At 66.2% G+C, this 20683-nt stretch carries 18 protein-coding genes; 2 read left to right on the top strand and 16 right to left on the bottom strand.

Features of this window, described 5'->3' with window-relative positions; translation table 11 throughout:
* Nucleotide 1: 1 nt before the first annotated feature.
* The 8 genes from rbbA to AC6RIC_RS25280 form a co-directional block, all read right to left on the bottom strand.
* Nucleotides 2–2734 (bottom strand): ribosome-associated ATPase/putative transporter RbbA, encoded by a 2733-nt coding sequence (gene rbbA, locus AC6RIC_RS25245; RefSeq protein WP_499734414.1) that lies wholly within the window; start codon nucleotides 2732–2734, stop codon nucleotides 2–4.
* Nucleotides 2731–3735 (bottom strand): HlyD family secretion protein, encoded by a 1005-nt coding sequence (locus AC6RIC_RS25250; protein ID WP_499734415.1) that lies wholly within the window; start codon nucleotides 3733–3735, stop codon nucleotides 2731–2733. Before AC6RIC_RS25250 ends, rbbA begins: the two co-directional genes overlap by 4 nt.
* Before the next feature lie 265 nt (nucleotides 3736–4000).
* Entirely contained in the window at nucleotides 4001–4357 is a 357-nt protein-coding gene (locus AC6RIC_RS25255) for a cupin domain-containing protein (protein ID WP_499734416.1), read from the bottom strand.
* Nucleotides 4358–4369: 12 nt separating this feature from the next.
* Nucleotides 4370–5140 (bottom strand): 2-dehydro-3-deoxy-D-gluconate 5-dehydrogenase KduD, encoded by a 771-nt coding sequence (gene kduD / locus AC6RIC_RS25260; protein WP_499734417.1) that lies wholly within the window; start codon nucleotides 5138–5140, stop codon nucleotides 4370–4372.
* Nucleotides 5140–5976, bottom strand: coding sequence for a 5-dehydro-4-deoxy-D-glucuronate isomerase (kduI, locus tag AC6RIC_RS25265; RefSeq protein ID WP_499734418.1), 837 nt, complete (start codon nucleotides 5974–5976; stop codon nucleotides 5140–5142). The genes kduD and kduI overlap by 1 nt, the downstream gene beginning before the upstream one ends.
* Nucleotides 5977–5986: 10 nt before the next feature.
* Nucleotides 5987–7267, bottom strand: coding sequence for a TRAP transporter large permease (locus tag AC6RIC_RS25270; protein WP_499734419.1), 1281 nt, complete (start codon nucleotides 7265–7267; stop codon nucleotides 5987–5989).
* Nucleotides 7268–7270: 3 nt separating this feature from the next.
* On the bottom strand, nucleotides 7271–7804 hold the full coding sequence (locus tag AC6RIC_RS25275; RefSeq protein ID WP_494581727.1) for a TRAP transporter small permease subunit: 534 nt from the start codon (nucleotides 7802–7804) through the stop codon (nucleotides 7271–7273).
* Between the two features lie 183 nt (nucleotides 7805–7987).
* Entirely contained in the window at nucleotides 7988–8974 is a 987-nt protein-coding gene (locus AC6RIC_RS25280) for a TRAP transporter substrate-binding protein (protein ID WP_499734420.1), read from the bottom strand.
* Between the two features lie 115 nt (nucleotides 8975–9089).
* Between AC6RIC_RS25280 and AC6RIC_RS25285 the strand changes: the two genes are divergently transcribed.
* On the top strand, nucleotides 9090–9821 hold the full coding sequence (locus AC6RIC_RS25285) for a GntR family transcriptional regulator (RefSeq protein WP_499734421.1): 732 nt from the start codon (nucleotides 9090–9092) through the stop codon (nucleotides 9819–9821).
* Between the two features lie 26 nt (nucleotides 9822–9847).
* On the opposite strand, the gene AC6RIC_RS25290 is transcribed toward AC6RIC_RS25285, so the two are convergent.
* The 8 genes from AC6RIC_RS25290 to AC6RIC_RS25325 form a co-directional block, all read right to left on the bottom strand.
* Complete coding sequence (locus AC6RIC_RS25290; protein WP_499734422.1) at nucleotides 9848–11359, bottom strand: gamma-glutamyltransferase; 1512 nt, start codon at nucleotides 11357–11359, stop codon at nucleotides 9848–9850.
* Nucleotides 11360–11388: 29 nt separating this feature from the next.
* Nucleotides 11389–12306, bottom strand: a complete 918-nt coding sequence (locus tag AC6RIC_RS25295; protein ID WP_499734423.1) for a polysaccharide deacetylase family protein — start codon at nucleotides 12304–12306, stop codon at nucleotides 11389–11391.
* A gap of 10 nt (nucleotides 12307–12316) precedes the next feature.
* Complete coding sequence (locus AC6RIC_RS25300) at nucleotides 12317–13102, bottom strand: SDR family NAD(P)-dependent oxidoreductase (RefSeq protein ID WP_499734424.1); 786 nt, start codon at nucleotides 13100–13102, stop codon at nucleotides 12317–12319.
* Nucleotides 13103–13112: 10 nt separating this feature from the next.
* A complete protein-coding gene (locus AC6RIC_RS25305; RefSeq protein ID WP_499734425.1) occupies nucleotides 13113–13964 on the bottom strand; it encodes an ABC transporter permease in 852 nt (283 codons plus the stop codon).
* Entirely contained in the window at nucleotides 13961–14887 is a 927-nt protein-coding gene (locus AC6RIC_RS25310) for an ABC transporter permease (protein ID WP_454658709.1), read from the bottom strand. Before AC6RIC_RS25310 ends, AC6RIC_RS25305 begins: the two co-directional genes overlap by 4 nt.
* 6 nt (nucleotides 14888–14893) lie before the next feature.
* Nucleotides 14894–16399 carry an ABC transporter substrate-binding protein gene (locus AC6RIC_RS25315; protein WP_499734426.1) on the bottom strand — a complete coding sequence of 502 codons (1506 nt, stop codon included), beginning with the start codon at nucleotides 16397–16399 and terminating at the stop codon, nucleotides 14894–14896.
* Nucleotides 16400–16482: 83 nt separating this feature from the next.
* Nucleotides 16483–17994, bottom strand: coding sequence for an ABC transporter substrate-binding protein (locus tag AC6RIC_RS25320; RefSeq protein WP_499734427.1), 1512 nt, complete (start codon nucleotides 17992–17994; stop codon nucleotides 16483–16485).
* Entirely contained in the window at nucleotides 17991–18770 is a 780-nt protein-coding gene (locus AC6RIC_RS25325; protein ID WP_499734428.1) for a GntR family transcriptional regulator, read from the bottom strand. Before AC6RIC_RS25325 ends, AC6RIC_RS25320 begins: the two co-directional genes overlap by 4 nt.
* Nucleotides 18771–19138: 368 nt before the next feature.
* On the opposite strand from AC6RIC_RS25325, the gene AC6RIC_RS25330 reads away from it, so the two are divergent.
* Complete coding sequence (locus AC6RIC_RS25330; protein WP_499734429.1) at nucleotides 19139–20551, top strand: M20 family metallopeptidase; 1413 nt, start codon at nucleotides 19139–19141, stop codon at nucleotides 20549–20551.
* The last annotated feature ends 132 nt before the right edge of the window (nucleotides 20552–20683 follow it).

Here is a 20683-nt window from a genome sequence, read left to right on the forward strand (position 1 = left end):
CTCAAGCCTCCTGCTTGCGTAGCGCCAACTGCGCGACGACGAGGAAGAGCAGGAAGAAGAAGCCCAGCATCACCAGATTGGGCCAGAGTTCGGCCGCCCCCAGCCCCTTGGTGAAGACGCCGACGCTGACCGGCTGGTACCAGGCCGGCGGCAGGCTCATGCCGATGATCCGGCCGCCACCCGAGAGCGAAGCGACCGGCACCATCAGGCCGGAGAAATTGACCGCCGGGATGATCGACAGGATCGCGGTCGCGAAGACGGCCGAGACCTGCGTGCGTGTGAAGCTGGAAATGAGCTGGCCGAAGCCGGTCGTGGCCGAGACATAGAGCAGGGTCGCCAGCACCAGCACCCAGGCCGGGCCCTTGATCGGAACCGCGAAGACGGTGAGCGCGATCAGCGCCAGCATGACGAAGCTCGCCATCGCGACCGCGATATAGGGCAATTGCTTGCCGAACAGGAATTCGAAGCGGCTGATCGGCGTCGAGCGGAAATTGGCGATCGAGCCGGTCTCCTTCTCGCGGACGACGCCGATCGCCGACATGATGGCCGGGATCAGGATCAGCATCAGCATGATCACGCTCGGCACCATCGCATTGGCGCTCTTGAAGTCCTGATTGTAGCGGAAGCGGGTCTCGATCGTGACGGGCGCCGGCGCGTGGCTCGATGCCGCCTGCGCTGCCGCAAACCCCTGCGCATATTGTGTCGCCAGGCCCGTGACATAGCCGCGCGTGGTCTCGGCCCGGAACGGCATGGCACCGTCGAGCCAGACCGAGAGCTCCGGTGCGCGACCTGCCATCATGTCGCGGCCGAAGGAGGGCGGGATCTCGATCGCAAGCTGGATTTCACCGCTGCGCAGGCGCTGGTCGAGTTCGGCGGCGGAGCGGATCGGCGCCCGCTCGTCGAAATAGCGCGAGCTGGAGAAGGCCTCGACCAATTGCCGGCTCTCCATCGAGTTGTCCTGGTCGAAGGCCGCGAATTTCAGGTTCTCGACGTCGAAGGAAATGCCGAAGCCGAAGGCCAGCATCAGCAGGAGCGGCCCGAGGAAAGAGAAGCTCAACCGGATCGGATCGCGCAGCAGCTCCATGGTTTCGCGGCGGGTGCAGGCCCAAAGCCGACGCGGATCGAAGCGGCGGGCCGGGGGCGCCGGCCGGGTTGCGGCGACAGGCACCGCAGCCGTTTCAGGAGGCGCGTCCTCAATGCCGGCTGCCTCCTTGAGATAAGCGATGAAGGCCTCTTCGAGCGTATCGACGCCCCGTTTTTCCACCAGCTCCGGCGGGGTGCCGACCGCCAGAACCTTGCCGGCATGCATGAAGGAGATACGGTCGCAGCGCTCCGCCTCGTTCATGAAATGCGTCGAGAGGAAGATGGTGACGCCGTCGTCACGCGAGAGGTCGATCAGCGTGCGCCAGAAGGCGTCGCGCGCGATCGGATCGACGCCCGAGGTCGGCTCGTCGAGGATCAGCATGGCCGGCTTGTGCAGGACGGCGACCGCGAGCTGCAGGCGCTGGCGGATGCCGAGCGGCAGGCTCTCGGGCCGCTCGTCGGCGACATCGGCCAGATCGAAGCGGGTCAGCAGCTCCGCGATCCGGCCGGGAATCTCGGCCGGCGACAAATGATAGAGCTCGGCATGGAGCACGAGATTCTGGCGGACCGTCAGCTCGCTGTAGAGCGAGAACGCCTGCGACATGTAGCCGACATTGCGGCGCGTCTCCATGTCGTCGGCGGCCAGCGGCTGGCCGAACAGCTTGGCCGTGCCCTCGGTCGCCGGCAGCAGGCCGGTCAGCATCTTCATCGTCGTCGACTTGCCGCAGCCATTCGAGCCGAGGAAGCCGAATATCTCGCCACGACCGATGCGGAAGCTGACATGGTCGACGGCAACGAAATCGCCGAATCTGCGGGTCAGACCCTCCGCCTCGATCGCGGGCGTCGCATCGTCGCTCACGACGCGCGGCCGCAGCACGACCTCCCGGTGCTGCGCGCGCTTGGCTTCCGGCAGCAGCGCGACGAAGGCGCCTTCCAGCGTCGATTGCCCCGCCTTTTCGCGGAGTTCGGCGGGCGTGCCGGTGGCGATCGCCTTGCCGTCATCCATCGCCACGAGCCAGTCGAAGCGCTCGGCCTCCTCCATATAGGCGGTGGCGACAATGACGCTCATGCCCGGGCGGCGGGCGCGGATCGTGTCGATCAGGTCCCAGAACTGGCCGCGCGAGAGCGGATCGACGCCCGTCGTCGGCTCGTCGAGGACGAGCAGATCGGGATCATGGATCAGCGCACAGCAGAGCGAGAGCTTCTGCTTCATGCCGCCGGACAGCTTCGCGGCAGGTCTGGCCTCGAAGGGATCGAGACCCGTCGCCTTGAGCAGTTCGTCGATGCGGCTGCGGCGCTCAGCCGCGTCCTGCCCGAAGAGCCGGGCGTGGAAGTCGATATTCTCGAAGACTGAGAGCGTCGGATAGAGATTGCGGCCGAGCCCCTGCGGCATATAGGCGATGCGCCCGCGTCGCGCCTCGCGCTCGGCCTTGATGCCGAGATCGCCGCCAAGCGCATGGACGCTGCCCTGCTGGATGACCCGCACTCCGGCGACAAGCGCAAGCAAGGTCGATTTGCCGACGCCGTCCGGACCGATCACCCCGATCATACGGCCGGCGGGGATGTCGAGGGTCAGCGCGTCGAGGGCGATCACCTTGCCGTAGCGGTGCGTGACCCCCGCGAGGCTGGCGGCGGGGCCGGCCTCCGTCATGGCAGCTTCACGGCGAGCGAGTCAGGCCATTTCGCGCTCGGAGAGGTGCGGACGAAACCGAGACCGCGCACGCCCGTCTTCACCTGCCGATGATATTTTGCGAGCAGGTTGCGATCGACCTGCAGCTTGGCGCGGAAGACCAGCTTCTCGCGCTCCTCGGCGGTCTCGACCGCCTTCGGCGTGAACTGTGCATCGGCCGCGACGAAGCTCACCGTCGCCGGGATGACATATTGCGGAACGGGATCGAGGATGATGCGCGCCTCGTCGCCCAGCGCGAGCTGCCCCGCCTGCGCGGCCGGCAGGTAGATCGTCATGTAGACGTCCGAGAGGTCGAGGATCGTGACGACGCGCGTGCCCGCCGCCACCACTTCGCCGGTCCGGGCAAGCTGATACTGGACACGCCCGCTGCGCGGCGCGAGCAGCACGAGATCGACCAGGATCGCCTTGATCTGCTCGGCATCGGCCTCGGAGGCGTGGATCGCGAACTGGGCCTGATCGCGCTGCGCCTGGGCGGCTCGCAGCGCCGCGTCGGCCGCATCGGCCTTGGCCGAGCGCTGGTCGTCGACCTGCTTGCTGAGATAGCCCTTTGCGACCAGTTCCTTGCCCCGCTCGGCATCGGTGCGGGCGAGGATCTGGTCGCTCTTGCGCTGGGCGATCAGCGCCTCGGCCTCCGCGAGGGCCTGACGAGCGCGCAGCACCTGCGCCTGCGCGGACCGCAATTGCGCTTCGTATTCCGGCGATGCGATGCGGGCGATGACCTGCCCGGCCGTGACCTCGTCCCCTTCCTTCACCGTGACGTCCGCCAGACGACCGGCATATTTCGAGGACACGTCGACCTGCGTCGCCTCGATCCGGCCGTTGGTCTTGACGATGCCGTCCGGCATCGTGTCGCCTCGCAATCTCTCGATCAATGCCTTGATGCGGGACTGCGCCTGCACACCAGGCGCCGGCAGAACGAGCGTAGCGAGAAGGATTGCTGCAACGGCCCGAAAGCGAGGCATCTTGCATCTCCGAAGACAGTAGGCGGAACAGGTGTAGGCCATCTCCTTAACATGCGGGAAGCAGCCGGCCAGGCCAAGCAACCGCTGCGCGACGTCCTCTGCGAGAAGGGCACGGTCGAGCGTTCCCGTCGAACCGACGAAGAGGAGTTCTACCAGCCCCACCGACACCGACGACGTTGACCCCGCGGCCCCGTGACGCGTCCGCCGGACAGGCGCCTTACGAGGCGCTGCGAGAAGGGCTACGAATAACGCTTCAGATGTCTCACTAGCCCGCAGACATTGCGGGCAGGAAATCCCGGCGCATCGGCGTGAAGACATCGACGAGCACGCCGGCTTCGATATTGACCGCACCATGGATCGCGTCAGGCGGCACAGTGAAGCTGTCGCCAGCGACGAGGCGTTCGGTGTGGCCAGCGATGGTGATGTCGAAGACACCGCTCTCGACCAGCGAGCACTGGATATGCGGGTGGCTGTGGCTCGGGCCGATCGCGCCGGCCTCGAAGTGCACGCGCACCATCATGACCTCGTCGCGATAGGTCAGAATCTTGCGCGTCACGCCTTCGCCGGCCGGCTCCCAGGCGAGGTCGGCATCATGGGCGAAGGGTTCGTTCTTGCGATCCATGTGTGCTCTTTCTCAGCGCGCGAGCCAGCCGCCGTCGACGGGCAGGACGACGCCATGGACATAGGCGGCAGCATCGGAGGCGAGGAACACGGCGGCACCGCCGATCTCCTGCGGCTTGCCCCAATGCCCGGCCGGAATGCGGGCGAGGATCGCCTCGTTGCGCTCCGGGTCGGCCCGCAGGGCCTCCGTATTGTTGGTGACGAAATAGCCCGGCGCGATGGCGTTGACGTTGATGCCCTTGCCCGCCCATTCGCAGGCGAGAAGCCGGGTCAGACCGGCCAACCCGCTTTTCGACGCGGTGTAGGAGGGGATGCGGATGCCGCCCTGGAAGGAGAGCAGCGAGGCGATGTTGATGACCTTGCCGCCCTTGCCGTCCGCCAGCATGCGCTTCGCCACGCCCTGTGTCAGGAAGAAGGTCGACTTCAGGTTGACGTCCATCACCGCGTCCCAATCGGCTTCGGTGAAGTCGATGGCGTCGGCACGGCGGATGATGCCGGCATTGTTGACGAGAATGTCGAGCCGCGAGCCGTCAGCCTTCGCCGCGGCGTCAGCCTCTTCAACGACCCGTGCGACCGGCTCCAGCGTCGCGAGGTCGGCAGTGATCTCATGGAACGGCTTGCCCGTCGCCGCGACCAGCGCTCTCGTCTCGGCCATGCTGGAGCGGCCAACCGCGACGATGCCGGCGCCGGCCTCGGCGAGCGCGACCGCGATCGCCTGACCGAGGCCCGTATTGGCCCCGGTGACGATCGCCGTGCGGCCGGTCAGGTCGAAGGCTGAGGACATCAGCGCAGGTCCCCGGTCGCGACCATATCCATGTCGGTGTAGTCGACATTGTCGCCGCCCATGCCCCAGATGAAGGAATAGGCCTTCGTGCCGACGCCAGAATGGATCGACCAGCCGGGCGAGAGGATCGCCTGCTCGTTGGTGACGACGAGGTGGCGGGTCTCCTGCGGCTCGCCCATCAGGTGGAAGACACGCGCATCGGCGGGAACGTCGAAATACAGATAGATCTCGCAGCGCCGGTCATGGACATGCGACGGCATGGTGTTCCAGATGCTGCCTTCTTCCAGCGTGGTCACGCCCATCACGAGCTGGCAGGTCTCGCAGACGCCGGGGATGATGTACTGCCGGATGACGCGCTTGTTGGCGGTCGCCTGCTCACCGAGCGCGAGGGTCTTGGCGTCGGCCTCGCGGATCACCTTGGTCGGATGCACAGCATGGGCCGGGGTCGAGAGCAGGTAGAACTTCGCGGGGTTCGACGTATCGTCACTGGCGAAGGAGACTTCGCCGGCTTCCTTGCCGATGTAGAGCGCGTCGCGCTTGGCGAGCTCGTAATCCTTGCCGCCGACCGAGACCTTGCCGGGCCCGCCGACATTGACGATGCCGAGCTCACGGCGCTTCAGGAAGGCGTCGGTGCCGACCGCCTTCGGCGTCGGCAGCACGATCGTGCCTGTCGTTGGCATGGCGCCGCCGACGATGACGCGATCGAGATGGCTGTAGGTCAGCTTGACCTCGCCCGCGGCGAACAGCGTCTCGATCAGGAAGTGGCGCCGCAGCTCCGCCGTGTCGAAGCCCTTGACGGCCTCGGGGTGCGAAACCTGGCGAATCTCGATGGTCATGATCGGTCCTTCAGTGGAACAGGCGCGGCAGCCAGAGCGACAGGCCGGGCACATAGGTGACGAGCAGGAGCACGGCGACGCTGGCGCCGTAGAACGGCCAGATCGTGCGCATGGACTCGCCGATGGAGATGCGGCCGATGGCGCAGGCGACGAACTGCACCGAGCCGACCGGCGGGGTGTTGAGGCCGATGCCGGCGTTGAGGATCAGGATGACGCCGAAATGGATCGGGTCGACGCCGAAGGCCTTCACCACCGGCAGGAAGATCGGCGTGCAGATGATGATCATCGGCGCCATGTCCATGAAGGTGCCGAGCACCAGCAGGATCAGGTTGATCATCAGCAGGATCACGATCGGGTTGTCGGAGACCGCCTTCATCGCGGCGATCGTCGCCTGCGGCACCTGCAGGAAGGCCATCAGCCAGCCGAAGGCGCCGGCGGTGCCGATCACCAGCAGCACCATCGCCGTGGTTCGCACGGCCCCCAGCGTCGCCTCGACGAAGGCCGTCCAGGTGAGCTGGCGATAGACGAGGATGGTGACGAGGATGGCGTAGACGACGGCGACGCAGGAGGATTCCGTCGCGGTGAAGACGCCCGAGCGGACGCCGCCGAAGATGATGCCGATCAGCAGGATGCCGGGCAGCGCCAGCACGACATAGCGCCCGACCGTGGCGAAGCCGGGGAAGGGCTCCCGGGGATAGCCGCGCTTCACCGCGACGGCCCAGGCGGCGACCATCAGCGCAGCGCAGAGCATGAGGCCCGGCACGATGCCGGCGGTGAACAGGTCAGCGATCGAGAGATTGCCGCCCGCCGAGAGCGAATAGATGATCATGTTGTGCGAGGGCGGGATCAGGAGCGCGATGATGGCCGCATTCGCCGTGACGTTGACGGCGTAGTCGGCGTCATAGCCGCGCTTCTTCATCTGCGGGATCATCAGGCCGCCGACGGCGGAAGCGTCGGCCACGGCCGAGCCGGAGATGCCGCCGAAGAGCGTGCAGGTCACGACATTGACCTGGCCGAGGCCGCCGCGCAGATGCCCGACGAGGCTCGCCGCCATCTGGATCAGGCGCTCGGCGATGCCGCCGCGGATCATCAGGTCGCCGGCATAGATGAAGAACGGAATCGCCATCATGGCGAAGGCGTTCATGCCGGAATTCATCTGCTGGAAGACGACGACCGGCGGCAGGCCCATATAGGCGACGGTCGCGACCGAGGCGATGCCGAGGCAGAAGGCGACGGGCACGCCGATCAGCAGCAGGACCGAGAAGACGCCGAAGAGAATCCAGAGTTCCATCGTTCAGGCCTCCTGGCTTTCGCCGAAATGGACGAAACCGAGCGGGGCCTGCTGCTCGCCGGTGATGAAGAGCAGAAGCTTTTCCAGCGCGAACAGCGCGATCAGCGCACCGCCGGCCGCGATCGGAACATAGTCCCAGCCGCGGGATATGCCGATGATCGGCATGCGGTCGTCCCAGGTGCCGGCGGCGAGTTGCCAGCCATAGCCGAGCATCGCCAGTCCGAAGGCGCAGACCAGAGCCTCGCCGATGACGATCAGCGCGGCCCGCACGGGCGGCGGCGACATCACCAGCCCGACCTCGAAGCCGAGATGGTCGCTCTCGCGCACGCCCACGGCGGCGCCGAGCAGGATGAACCAGGACATCAGGAAGAGCGATCCGGCCTCGACCCAGATCGGCGTGTCGTTGAGCACATAGCGGCCGAACACGCCCCAGGCGACCATCACGGTCATCAGGACGAGGCCGGCCCCGGCGGCGATCAGCGCGAACAGGCTGAGCTTGGCGTCGATACGAGTCAGGAAGGCGGTGAAAGCGCGCATGGGATGTCCGTGAATGCGGGTTTCTCATCCTGAGCCCTCATCCTGAGCAGCCGCGAAGCGGCGTCTCGAAGGATGGTTCCAGCGGTCTCTGGATCATCCTTCGAGACGCGATCTGCGATCGCTCCTCAGGATGAGGGCTTTAGGAATCGGGGCGGCCCGGAAGCCGCCCCACCTGGACGAGGCTCAGTTCACCGCCTGGATGGCGGCGACCATGTCCTTCAGCTTCGGGTCGGTGACGAACTTGTCGTAGACCGGCTTCATCGCGTCGATGAAGGGCTTCTTGTCGACCGTGTTGATCTGCGCGCCGCCGGCCTTGACCTTGGCTTCCGACGCCTTCTCGCGCGCATCCCAGAGCTCGCGCATCTTGGCGACCGATTCCTTCGCGGCGGCCTTGATGATCGCCTGGTCGGCGGCGTTGAACTTATCGAAGCTCTTCTTCGACATCACCAGCGCTTCCGGCGAGAGCGAATGCTCGGTCACCGAGTAGAACTTGGAGACCTCGAAATGGCGGGTCGATTCATAGGACGGCCAGTTGTTCTCGGCCCCGTCGATGACGCCGGTCTGGAGCGCCGAGTAGACCTCGCCGAAGGGCATTGGCGTGGCATTGGCGCCGAGCGCCGAAACCAGCGCGACGAACATGTCGGACTGCTGGACGCGGATCTTCATGCCCTTCATGTCGGCGGGCGTGTTGATCGGGCGCTTGGAGTTGTAGAAGGAGCGCGAGCCGGAATCATAGAGTGCCAGGCCGATCAAATCGTGCTTCTCGAACTCCTTGAGCAGATTGTCGCCGATCGCCCCGTCCATCGCCTTCCGCATGTGATCGACCGAGCGGAAGATGAAGGGCAGCGAGGGGATGTTGGTCGCCGGGATCAGGTTGTTGAACGGCGCCATGTTGATGCGGTTGATATCGATGACGCCGAAGCGGGTCTGGTCGATCGTGTCCTTCTCCTGGCCGAGCTGGGCCGAGTGGAAGACGTTGATCTTGACGCGCCCCTGGGTGCGCTCCTCGAGCAGCTTGCCGAGATAGCGGACGGCCTCGACGGTCGGATAATCGGTCGGGTGGATGTCGGCCGAGCGCAGCGTGACGCTCTGGGCCAGGGCTGAAGTCGCGGCGGCGGCCGTGAAAGCCAGCGCGGCGGTATAGGCAAGGAAACTGCGGCGTGCGGTCATGGTGCGTTCTCCCGTGGTTTCGAAGGCCCCCGCCGTTTCCCGGCTTGTTCGCTGGTGCCTCGAACGTAAGCTTGCTGCGCGCCCCCTGCGGTTGCGACAGTGATTGTATGGTAGTATGTTGCGGTATGGCACGCAACGGGCCCTGGAGGTTTTTGACTTGAGCCTTTCGTTGGCGTCATCCGCCCTTGCCTCGGGCGCCTCGGCGGCCGGGCGTGTCGAAGCTGAGCTGCGCCGCGCGATCATCGCGCTCGAATTGCCGCCGGGCACGCGCCTGTCGGAGCAGGAGATCGCATTGAAATACGGGGTGTCGCGGCAGCCGGTGCGCGAGGCCTTGATCGCGCTCGCCCGGACGCGGCTCGTCGACGTGCAGCCGCAGCGCGGCACGGTCGTGGTCAAGTTCTCGGTCCGCAAGATGATGGAGGCCCGCTTCGTGCGAGAGGCGGTGGAGGTTGCCATTGTCCAACAGGCTTGCGAGTCCTTCGCCGCACAGAGCCGCCAGCGCATCAGCGATCTCCTCGACATGCAGGACAAGGCAGCCGAGCGGGACGACCACGCATCCTTCCAGCGCTATGACGAGCTGTTCCATGTCGAGCTGGCCGAAGGCGTCGGCATGCCCCTCGCCTGGGAGGCGATCAGGGATATCAAGGCGCATATGGACCGGGTTTGCCAACTGACCTTGCCCGGGACTGCCGTGATGTTGGCCCTGGTGGAGCAGCACCGGAGCATCATGGCCGCTATCGATGCGCGAGATGCGGCACAGGCGGGAATCGCCATGCGCCATCACCTCACCGAGATTCTCCGGGCCCTTCCCAAGACAGAAGCCAGCTATCCTGATCTGTTCGAGTGAAGCTACGCGATCCCCCTGAGCACTCGTTATGAAGCGGCCGCAACCACGGCAGCCCACGGGCTGGTCGGATGCGCCATCCCGATGAAGCCGTGCTCGGCGGCCATCACGGCGGAGGGAATCGAGAAGTTCACGGGATAGAGCGTGTCCTCGACGATCTCGACAGGGAACGCAGTCGCGACGGTCGCCGCGACATCCGCCTCGGCGCGCGCGTCGATCTTGATGCGCGGGGTCGAAGCATCGATGCGCGGGCGGTGAAAGGCCTCCTCGAGCGACAGGCCGAAATCGGACAGTCCCGAGATCAGCTGCAGAACCGTCGGGAAGATCGTGCGTCCGCCGGCAGCCCCGATGGCAAGCACGGGGCGGCCGCCCTGGCTGAGCACGAGCGGGCACATATTGGCGAGCGGCTTCCGGCCCGCCGCGATGCTGTTGGGCTGGCCGGGGCGCGGATCGAACCACATCATGCCGTTGTTCATGATGACGCCGCTCTGCGGCAGCGCGACTTTTGCGCCGAAGCGCGAAAGCAGCGTGTTGGTGAGCGAGACCATCGTGCCGGAGCGGTCGACCACGCTGACATGGGAGGTGCAGCCGGCTTGAGGCGTCGCGGCATGGCCGAGCGTGTTGAGCCGCTTTTCATAGGCCGCGCGGATCGCGGTCGCGTAGAGCAGGGCAGCCTGGGCCGGCGAGGTCTCGCGCGACAGCGGCCCGTCGGCAAGGCGCTGCGCCGCGTCGAAGAAGGTCGGGCCACCGCTGAGACCCGGCACCGCGGCGATGTCGAAATCGCGATAGCGGCCGGTCAGAGCCGGCGCCCAGACCACCTCGTAGGCGGCCAGATCGCGGGCGCGCAGCGGCGAACCGCCCGCTTCGAGGTCGGCGGCGATCGATGCAGCGCTCTCGCCTTCATAAAAGTCGCGCGCTCCCGCCTTGGCGAGCCGCCGCAGCAGCTTGGCCTTGAGCGCCATCGGCTTGAAGCGGCGCGTGTCGGCACCGGCCTTCGGGCCATGGCCGTCGTCGAGCAGGATCGCCGAGAGCACGGGGTCGCGCGCAAGGCCCGGAACCTCGATCGCGATGCAGAGCGCGGCGAACCAGTCGATTTCCAGGCCGCGTTCAGCGTGCTCGATCGCAGGCTGCAGCGCCTCTTCCCAGGAGATCGAGCCATGACGATCCAGCGCGGCGGCGAGGCCTGCGATCGCGCCGGGTACGCAGATCGCGCCATAGCCGGAGACGTTGCGCTCCCCGACCACCGAGGGCCAGCTGAACCAGTTGCCGGCCTGCGCGTCGGCCAGCGGATAATCCGCCGGGTCGAGCCCCGCGGCGGAGCGGACGTTGAAGTCGAGCGTCTCGGTCGCGCCCGTCCGGCCGTCGGCATGGACGAGGAAGCCGCCGCCGCCGATGCCCGAGAGCCAGGGCTCGACAGTGCTCAGCACCAGCGCGGCCACGACGGCCGCGTCCATGGCGTTGCCGCCGCGCGAGAGAACATCCGCCCCGGCTTGCGCCGCATGGCGGTTCTGGGCGGCGACGAGACCGTGCGCCGAATGCACGGCAGGCCTCCGGATGCTGAAAGTCTGCATCAGCGCGACGCCTTGAAGCGATGGGGCGCGCTCGCCTCCGGCAGTCGCATCGGCACACTGAAGCGCGCGGCATTGCCGCTGGCGGCATGATGCGCCGCGAGTTCGCCGACGGTCGCGATCCAGGTTCCCGGCGAGGTCGTGATCACGTCGAGCAGCTTTTCCAGCATGCGGACACGGCCGGCTCTTCCTGAGATCCAGTCATGGATGGTCAGCATCATCATCCGGCCTTCGCGATGAAGGACATGCCATTCGTCGAGCCAGGCTTCGAGGATGCCACCTTGCGGCGACGGCGGTGCGCGATCGGTCGGGCTGCCGGTAAAGCGGAAATAGATCGCGTCGTCGACAGCCCAGAGCACCGGTACCTGCGTGACGCCGTCGATCGTATAGGGATGATCGAAACCCATCAGCGAGCTGTCGTAGAGGCCGCGTCGTTTGACCTCCGCCAGCATGAACGGTGTCATCTCCCAGGCCGGCGAGCGGAAACCTTTCGGCACGACGCCGGTCTGGCTCTTGAACAGCGCCAGCGATTCGTCGAGCGCGCGGGCGAATTCATCCGGCCCCGCTTCGGTGGCGATCTCGTGGAAGTAGCCGTGCAATCCGATCTCGTGGCCGCGTTCGACAAAGGCCGGCAGCAGGTCGGGATGGTTCTTCGCGACCAGGCCCGGCACGAACATCGTCGCCTTGATGCCGTAGCGGTCGAGCAGGTCGAGGATGCGCCAGATGCCGATGCGTGGCCCGAACAGCCGCTGCTCGATCTGGCCGAGCGTCGCGGGCGCGCCCTCGGCCAGGTTCCATTGATACGGGCTTTCGGCGTCGACATCGACACTGAAGCAGAAGGCGCTGCTCTTACCCGCCGGCCATTCATAGGCCGAGGCGGGAAAGCTCGCCGGCGCGAGCGAAGACGTGTTTTGGTTCACGACAAGCTCCTCACAGCGCGCTCTTCTTGTCCTGATGGACCGCGAGCGAGCCGATCGAATTGCCGCCGTCGACCGTCAGGGTCGCGCCGGTGACATAGGAGGAGACGTCGCTGGCGAGATAAAGCAGCGCGTTGCCGACATCCGCGCGCGAGGACGGCCGTCCCAGCGGAATCTGCGCGACCGTGTTCTGGATATGCGCCTGCGTCAGGCCGCTGACCGTGCTGCCGGCCGCAAAGCCGGGCTCGAGCGCATTCACCCGGATGCCGTATTCGGCCAACTCGACGCCAAAGCCCTTGGTCAGGCGGTCGAGCGCCGTCTTCGAGGTGGAGTAGACGGCGGCCGTCCGCCGCATCTTGCGCGAGGCGCCCGACGAGATGTTGATGATCGAGCCCTTGACGCCCTTGCGGACCATCTGCGTGGCGAGTTCGCGGCTCAGAATGAAGGGTGCGCGCAGGTTGACGGAGAAGATCCGGTCGAACTCCTCCGTGGGCGTGTCGAGCAGGAAGGCGCTGGGATAGATCCCGGCATTGTTGACGAGGATGTCGGCAGCGCCCCAGCGCTTCCCAACCTCTGCCGTCAGCGCCTTGATCGAAGCCTCGTCGGTGAGATCGGCGGCCTTGACGAAGCTATCGCCGCCGAGGCCCAACGTCCTGGCGAAGGCGTCGAGCTCGCCTTCCTTGGCGTCGGTGAGCGCCAGCGTGGCGCCGGCGTCGTGAAGCGTCTCGGCGATCCATTTTCCGATCACGCCGCAAGCCCCGGTGACGAGCGCGCGCTTGCCCTTGATGTCGTCGAACATGGTGCGATCCTTAGCGAAAATGGGGGTCGAGGCGGTCGCGCACGGCATCGCCGGTCAGGTTGACGGTGAGCACCAGCACGAACAGGCAAAGTCCGGGCAGCGTCGCGACCCACCAGGCGGTAGCAACGTAGTTGCGGCCGGTGGAGAGCATCGAGCCCCAGCTCGCGGTCGGCGGCTGGACGCCGAGGCCGAGGAAGGAGAGCCCGGCCTCGAACAGGACCATCAGGCCGAACTCCAGGGTCGCCACGACGATCAGCGTGCCCGCGATGTTGGGCAGGATATGCCGGAAGAGGATGCGCGCATTGCCACCGCCCGAGAGCACCGCGTTCTCGACATAGGCCATGCCGGCCGTCGCCAATGTCTGCGCATGCGCCACGCGGGCATAGCGCGGCCAGCGCGTGAGGGCGAGCACGAGGACGACATTGACCAGGCTGGGCCCCAGCACCGCGACGGTGATGATGGCGAGAAGCACCGCCGGGATCGACAGGAACACGTCGGCAATGCGCATCACCGCAGTCTCGACCCAGCCGCGCCGGTAGCCGGCGATCAGCCCGAGCGCGGTTCCGCACGCTCCCGAGAGCAGGACGGAGAGCACGGCGACGAGCAGCGAGACGCGCGTGCCGTAGATGATCCGGCTGAGGAGATCGCGGCCGAGTTCGTCCGAGCCGAGCCAGTAGTAAAAGCTGCGCGAAACCGTGCCCGGCGGCTTCAGCCGCCCGACGAGATTCTGAGCATTGGGATCATAGGGAGCGAGCAGGGGCGCGCAGATCGCGGTCAGCACGAAGACCGCGAGAATGGCGATCGGCCACCAGCGCTTCAGCGGGAAGCGGCGGCGAGGCAGCGAAGGAACTGGTGCGCTCATCGTCCGCCCCCCAATGCGATGCGCGGGTCGACGACGCTGTAGAGAAAGTCCGAGAGCAGATTGAGCCCGATCGTGACCAGGGCCCCCAGCATGACGACGCCCTGCACGACCAGGAAATCGCGTGCGAGGATGGCCTGAACCGTGACCTGGCCAAGGCCAGGCCAGGCAAACACCGTCTCGACGATGACCGCGCCGGCCAACAGGTTCGATATCTCGAGCGCGGCGACGGTGATGACGGGAATCGCCGCGTTCTTCGCGACATGCCGCAGCAGGATGCGCACCGGACCGACACCTCTTGCGCGGGCCGTGCGGACATAGTCGCGCGTGAACTCCTCGATCAGCGCCGCCCGCGTGATCCGGGCGAAGGTCGCCATCGAAAGCAGGCCGAGCGCGATGGACGGCATGATCAGGTGCGAGAAGCCGCCCGTCGAAGACGGCGGCAGCCAGCCGAGGGTCACGGCAAAGAGCAGGATCAGAAGGATGCCGCTCCAGAAGGTCGGCATGCTCTGGGCCGCGAGCACGAAGCCGGCGGCCGCCTTCGCCGCGGCGCTATCGCGGAACAATGCGAGCAGGATGCCGACGGGGATGCCGATGCCGCAGGCGACCGTCAGCGCGCCGCCGGCGAGCATCAGCGTGTAGGGCAGGCGCGAGGCGATGATGTCGATCACCGGCACGCGCTGCACCACGGACTGGCCGAGATCGAAACGGGCGAGATCGGCAAGGAAGCCGAGATACTGGACGATCAGCGGCCGGTCGAAGCCCAGCGCGTGGCGCAGGGCTTCGATATCGGCTTGCGTAGCGGTTTCCGGCACCAGGAGATAGGTCGGATCCCCCGTCAGCCGCTGGACGAAGAAGATCAGCGTCGCCACGCCGAAGATCGTGACGAGCGCCTGCCCGGCGCGCTGGAGGAGGAAGCCGACCACGCCGCGTCAGTCCTTCCAGCTCATCCGGTTGACGAAGATGCTTTCATTGGGCGTGGGGGTCCAGACGAGGTTCTTGGACGTCCCGTACATCTGTGCCGCCTGATAGAGCGGGATCACGAAGTGCTCGCTGGCGATGCGTTCGTGCACGGTCTTGTATGCGGCGAGACGCTTGGCCGGATCGAGCGTCTGGCGCCCGGTCTCAAGCGCTTCCTCGATCGCCTTGTCCTTGGCATTGGCCCAGCCGCTGGCGCTGTGCAGGATCGGGAACAGCACGCCGTCCGCGTCCTGGCAGCCGCAGGACCAGCGGCTGAACGCCATCACGGGGATGGAATCGGGGCCGCTCTGCATGCGCTTCAGCCAGGAGCCCATGTCGGTCATCTCGATCTTCACGCTGAGACCGGCATCGACCAGCATCTGCTGCAGCGCCTGCACGACGCGCTGGTCGTAGACCGGCGCGGTCACCAGGGCGATCTCCTGCTTGGCCTTGGGGCCGACCGCGGCAAGCTCCGCCTTGGCCTTGGCGAGATCGAAGGGCAAGTCCTTGATCCCCTCGACGAAGCCCTCATGCGCGGGCGAGAGCATCTGGGCCAGCGGCTTCTCGGTGCCGCCGAGCACGCCGTCGGTGATCGCCTGCTTGTCGATCGCCTGGGCGATGGCACGGCGCACGCGGGGATCGTTCAGCGGTTCCTTCTGAACGTTCATCGCGAGATAGGCGACGCGCTCGGTCAGCACCGGCACGGGCTTGGCGCGCTGCGAGGTCTTGAGCTGGGCGGCGAGATCGCCGTCGAGATTGGCGGCGAGGTCCGAGGTGCCGGCCATCAGATTGGCGACGCGCGTCGCGGCATCGGGAATCGCGCGGAAGACGACACTCGGGAACGCCGCCTTGGTGCCCCAGTAGGCGTCGTTGCGATTGAGCGTCACCGCAACGCCGCGCTGCCACGCGCCGAACTTGTAGGGGCCGCTGCCGACCGGCGCGAGATTGAAGGCGTCCTTGCCCACGGCCTCGACGACCTTCTTCGGCACGACCGAGAGCTTGACGAGCTGCGCGAGCAGGGCCGGATAGGCACCCTGCGTGGTCAGCGTCACCGTTTTGGCGTCGTCCGCGACGGCGTCGATGATCTTGTCGAACTGGCCGAGCTGCGGGCTGGCGAACTTTGGATCAGTGATGCGCTTGACGCTGAAGACGACGTCGTCGGCGGTCAGCTTCGAGCCGTCATGGAAGGTGATGTCATCGCGCAGCTGGAACTGGATCTTCGTGTCGGAAAGCTGCTTCCACGAGGTTGCGACCTGCGGCGCGATGACACCCTTGTCGTCACGGGTGACGAGATTGTCGAAGATGTTGCGGTAGACGTAGTAGCTGTCCGGGTTCCACTGGACATGCGGATCGAGCGAGTTTGGCTCGCCGACGAGGTCGATCGTCAGACGCTCCTTGGCGGCGAAGGCCGCGCCCCCCGGCAGCGACAGGCAAGCGGCGAGCAGCGCGCCTGCGAGCATTCGGCGTGTTCGCATCATCAGCCATTCCCCTTTTTTGATTGGCGGCGCCCGGTCTCCTCCCGGCGCCTTGATCTTACAGAGCTGCTGTCGGCCGTTGCGGCTCAGTCGTTCCAGCTCATCCGGTTCAGAAACATGCTTTCGTTCGGCGTCGGCGTGAAATTCAGGTTCTTGGTCGCGCCATAGATCACGACGGCCTGATAGAGCGGGATCACCGGCGCCTCGGCCGCGACGATCTCGTGGACCTGCTTGTAGGCGGCGAGGCGCTTGTCCTTGTCGAGGGTCTGGCGGGCCTCTTCCAGCAGGCCGTCCGTCTTGGGATTGCGATAGGCCGACCAGCCGCTGCTCTTGTGCAGCAGCGGGAAGAGCACGCCATCAGCATCCTGGCAGGCACAGGACCAGCGGCCGAAGCTCAGCGTCGAGGTGCCTTCCGGCCCGGCCTGGGCGCGCTTCAGATAGCTCGCCATGTCGGACATCGCGATCTTGACGTTGAGCCCGGCCTCGCCGAGCTGCTGCTGCACCGCCTGGACGATGCGCTGGTCGAAGACCGGCGCGGTCGAAAGCTCGATCTCGGCCTTGGCGGCGGGGCCGGCCTCGGCGACCAGGGCCTTCGCCTTGGCGAGGTCGTATTTCGCGGCAGGCATGCCATCGACCCATCCGAAGATCGCCGGCGTCAGCAACTGCCCGACCGGCTTGTCGAAGCCGCCGAGCAGGCCATCGACCAGCCCCTCCTTGTCGATGGCGAGAGCCGCCGCCTGCCGGACCTTGACGTTGTCGAAAGGCGGTTTGGTCGTGTTCAGGCGCAGATAGGCGACACGCTCGGTCAGGCCCGTCAGGGGCTTGGCCTTCGCCGCCGATTTCAGCTGGGCTGCCTGGTCGCTGTCGAGCGTGACGCCGAGGTCGCTGGTGCCGGCCTGGAGATTGGCAAGGCGGGTCGCGCTGTCAGGCACGGCCCGGAAGATCACGCTCGGGAACGGCCCCTTCGTGCCCCAATAGGCATCGTTGCGCGAGAGCGTCACTGCAACGCCGCGCTGCCAGTTCTCGAATTTGTAGGGCCCGCTGCCGACCGGTTTCAGGTTGAACGCGTCCTTGCCCACCGCCTCGACGACGGCCTTGGGCACAATCGAGAGCTTGACGAGCTGCGCCAGCAAGGCCGGGTAGGCCCCGCTGGTCGTCAGCTTGACCTTGGTCGGCGAGAGCGCGACCGCATCGGTGATCTTGTCGAACTGGCCGAGCTGCGGGCTGCCGAAGCTGCGATCGGTAATGCGCTTGACGCTGAAGACGACGTCGTCCGCGGTCAGCTTCGAGCCGTCATGGAAGGCGATGTCGGACCGAAGCTCGAATTCGATCTCGTTGTCGGACAGGTATTTCCAGGAGGTCGCGACTTGCGGGACGATCTCGCCCTTGTCGTCGCGGGTGACCAGATTGTCGAAGATGTTTCGGTAGACGTAGTAGCTATCGGGGTTCCATTGAACCTGCGGATCGAGCGAGGAAGGCTCGTTGACGAGGTCAACCACGAAGCGCTCTTTGGAGGCTTGCGCGGGAGCGACGCTCCCCAAAGCGAGGATCGCGGCGCAGGCCGCTGCGAGAGGATAGTTTCGCCAGGCAACGGTCATGACTGCTTCTCCTTCGACAGGGGGATAGGCCGATCGGCTGTGACAAGCGGCGATTGGGCGGCGCGGCCTCGGCGGGCAGAACGCGCTTGCGGGCGAGCCGGCTGCGCCGACATGGCGAGGAAGCCGTGGGCGATTGCGTCGGCGAAGCGCTTTTGGTCGCGTTCGATCGCTCGCCCGGCGAGATCGCTGTCGCCCGCGCCGAGCGCGGCGACCAGCTCGCCGAGATCAGCAGAAGGGATGGCGTGGCCGCCGAGGTCGAGCATCCGCACGATCCGGTCCGAATGATCCCAGATCTCGCCGAGCCAATCGCTGGCGAAGACGCCGGCGCCGGCAGCAAGCAGGTTGCGCAGCTGGCGCTCGGCAGCGCGGGCCGTAGCAAGCGCTGCGAGTTCGGTCCGCCCCGATACGGACTGGACCATCCCGAGCAGCGCAGTCGCCGTGGAGAGCGCGGGCTCTGCCAGCCTGTGCGCTGCCAGGGCAGGCTCGAGCCGGCGACGCCCGTCGATCACCGCTCCGATCAGCGCGCCGTCGATCGGTGCAATCCGCCAGCCCTGCCGGGCATGCCGGCTAACGAAGCGCCCCGCTGCCAACTCGGTCAGCGCGACACGAACGCTGGCGCGGCCCAGCCCGAAGCGCTCGGCGAGGGCCGCCTCATGGACGAAGTCACCGGGCGTGAGCTCGCAGGAGACGATAGCCGTGCGCAGCCGGCGGCTAGCGACATCGAGCAGCGCCTCGGCAATAGGAGCAGGAAGGAAAGGGGAGCTTGCATCGAGCATGAACCGAAACTTGATCTGTCTTGTGAGATTTCACAAGAGCTTTGTAAGATTTTATTGCGACTTACAGGCCGCCCGCGATTGCCCCGGTGCAACTCATTGCCACGCAGCGATCCGCAGTGCCCGGCTCCTCAAAACGGCGCTGAAGGACAAGTCGAAGCGGGAGCGGACAAAGGCAAACATCGTGAGCTTCGGAGGACGTAAGCAAAATCCGATCTGCAATAATCGCCGAAACTTCGGACCAAAATTCAGCCGTTCTGCCGTCCGCCGTGTAGTAGCCTCTCGATGCTGGGGCTGCCGACACCTGGCGATTGTGGTGACCGCGGCCTTCGGCGGCCTCTATGGCGCGGATGCCACCTCGGGAGATGGCTGTGCAGAATACCGATAAGATTTGGACGATCGTCGATTCAAAGCAAGCTGACTATATCGAGCTGAGTGACCGCGTCTTTGAGATGCCCGAGCTCAACTACCGGGAGGTCAAGTCAGCTGCTGCTCATGCCGAGCAGCTTCGGCGCGAGGGATTTCGCGTGGAGACGGGCATTGCCGGCTTGCCGACGGCGGTCATGGGCGAGGCGGGAGAAGACGGCCCGGTGATCGCGATACTCGGCGAATACGATGCGCTGCCGGAGCTATCGCAAGCCCCTGGAGTTTCCGAGCATCAGCCACTTCCAAACCAGCCGGCAGGCCATGGCTGCGGCCACAACCTGCTCGGGGCCGGCGCCATGCTGGCGGCAGCGGCGGTCAAGGATTTCCTCGCGGAGCGTGGGCTCAAGGGCCGCGTCCGATACTATGGCTGTCCGGCCGAGGAAGGCGGAGCGGGCAAGGCGTTCATGGTCAAGGAAGGCGCCTTCAAGGATGTCGACATCGCGATCTCCTGGCATCCGGCCGATTTCGCGGCCGTGACGGCAGCCATATCCCTTGCGAACACGACGATCGACTTCGAGTTCTCCGGCCGCGCCAGCCATGCCGCTGCCGCGCCGGATCTCGGCCGTTCGGCACTCGATGCCGCCGAGCTGATGAATGTCGGCGTCAACTACATGCGCGAGCACATGCCGAGCGATGCCCGCATCCACTATGCCTATCTGGATGCAGGCGGCATCGCGCCGAATGTCGTGCAGGCCAAGGCCAAGCTCCGCTACGTCGTGCGCGCGACGATGGTCTCCCAGGTCCATGAACTCCTCGCCCGCGTCCGGAAAATCGCCGAAGGCGCGGCGCTGATGACGGAAACGGCCGTCACTGATGAGGTCGTCAGCGCGATGAGCAGCTTGCTGGCTAACACGCCGCTTGAAGATGCGATGCAGCGCAATTTCGATCGGCTCGGCCCGCCGCCTTTCGACGCGGACGACGTCGCCTTCGCCAGGCGCATGCAGAAGACGGTGACGCCCGCGCATGTCGAAAGCGCTTTCCGACGCTCTGGACTACCGGCGACGGATTTCCCGCTGTGCAACGCCATCGCGCCCAAGGAAGTGCCCGGACCGCGGATGATGGGCTCCACCGATGTCGGCGATGTCTCCTGGGCTGTCCCGACGGTCCAGGCGCGGGGCGCGACCTATACGATCGGCACGCCGGGCCACTCCTGGCAGTTGACGGCCCATGGGCAGTCGCCGCTGGCCCACAAGGGCATGGTTCACGTTGCGAAGGTCATGGCAGGCGTCGCCGTGGACGTCCTCGCCGAACCTGGGTTGCTGGAACAGGCCAAGGCCGATTTCCAGGAGCGCCTGACCCGGACACCCTATAAGGCGCTGTTGCCGGATGACGCCAAGCCGCCGTTCCACATGTTCTGACGCATGAAGGTCGTGGCCCGGCCGACGGCCGGTCGGGCCATTCGCTGATCGAGAAGATCGTGGCCACGCCCCGCGACGGCGGTGGCGTTGATCTCGGGCGGCACGTTGGCCTTGCTCGGCTTTGGCGGTTTG

This window comes from Allobosea sp. TBD101 (genome assembly GCF_059817965.1).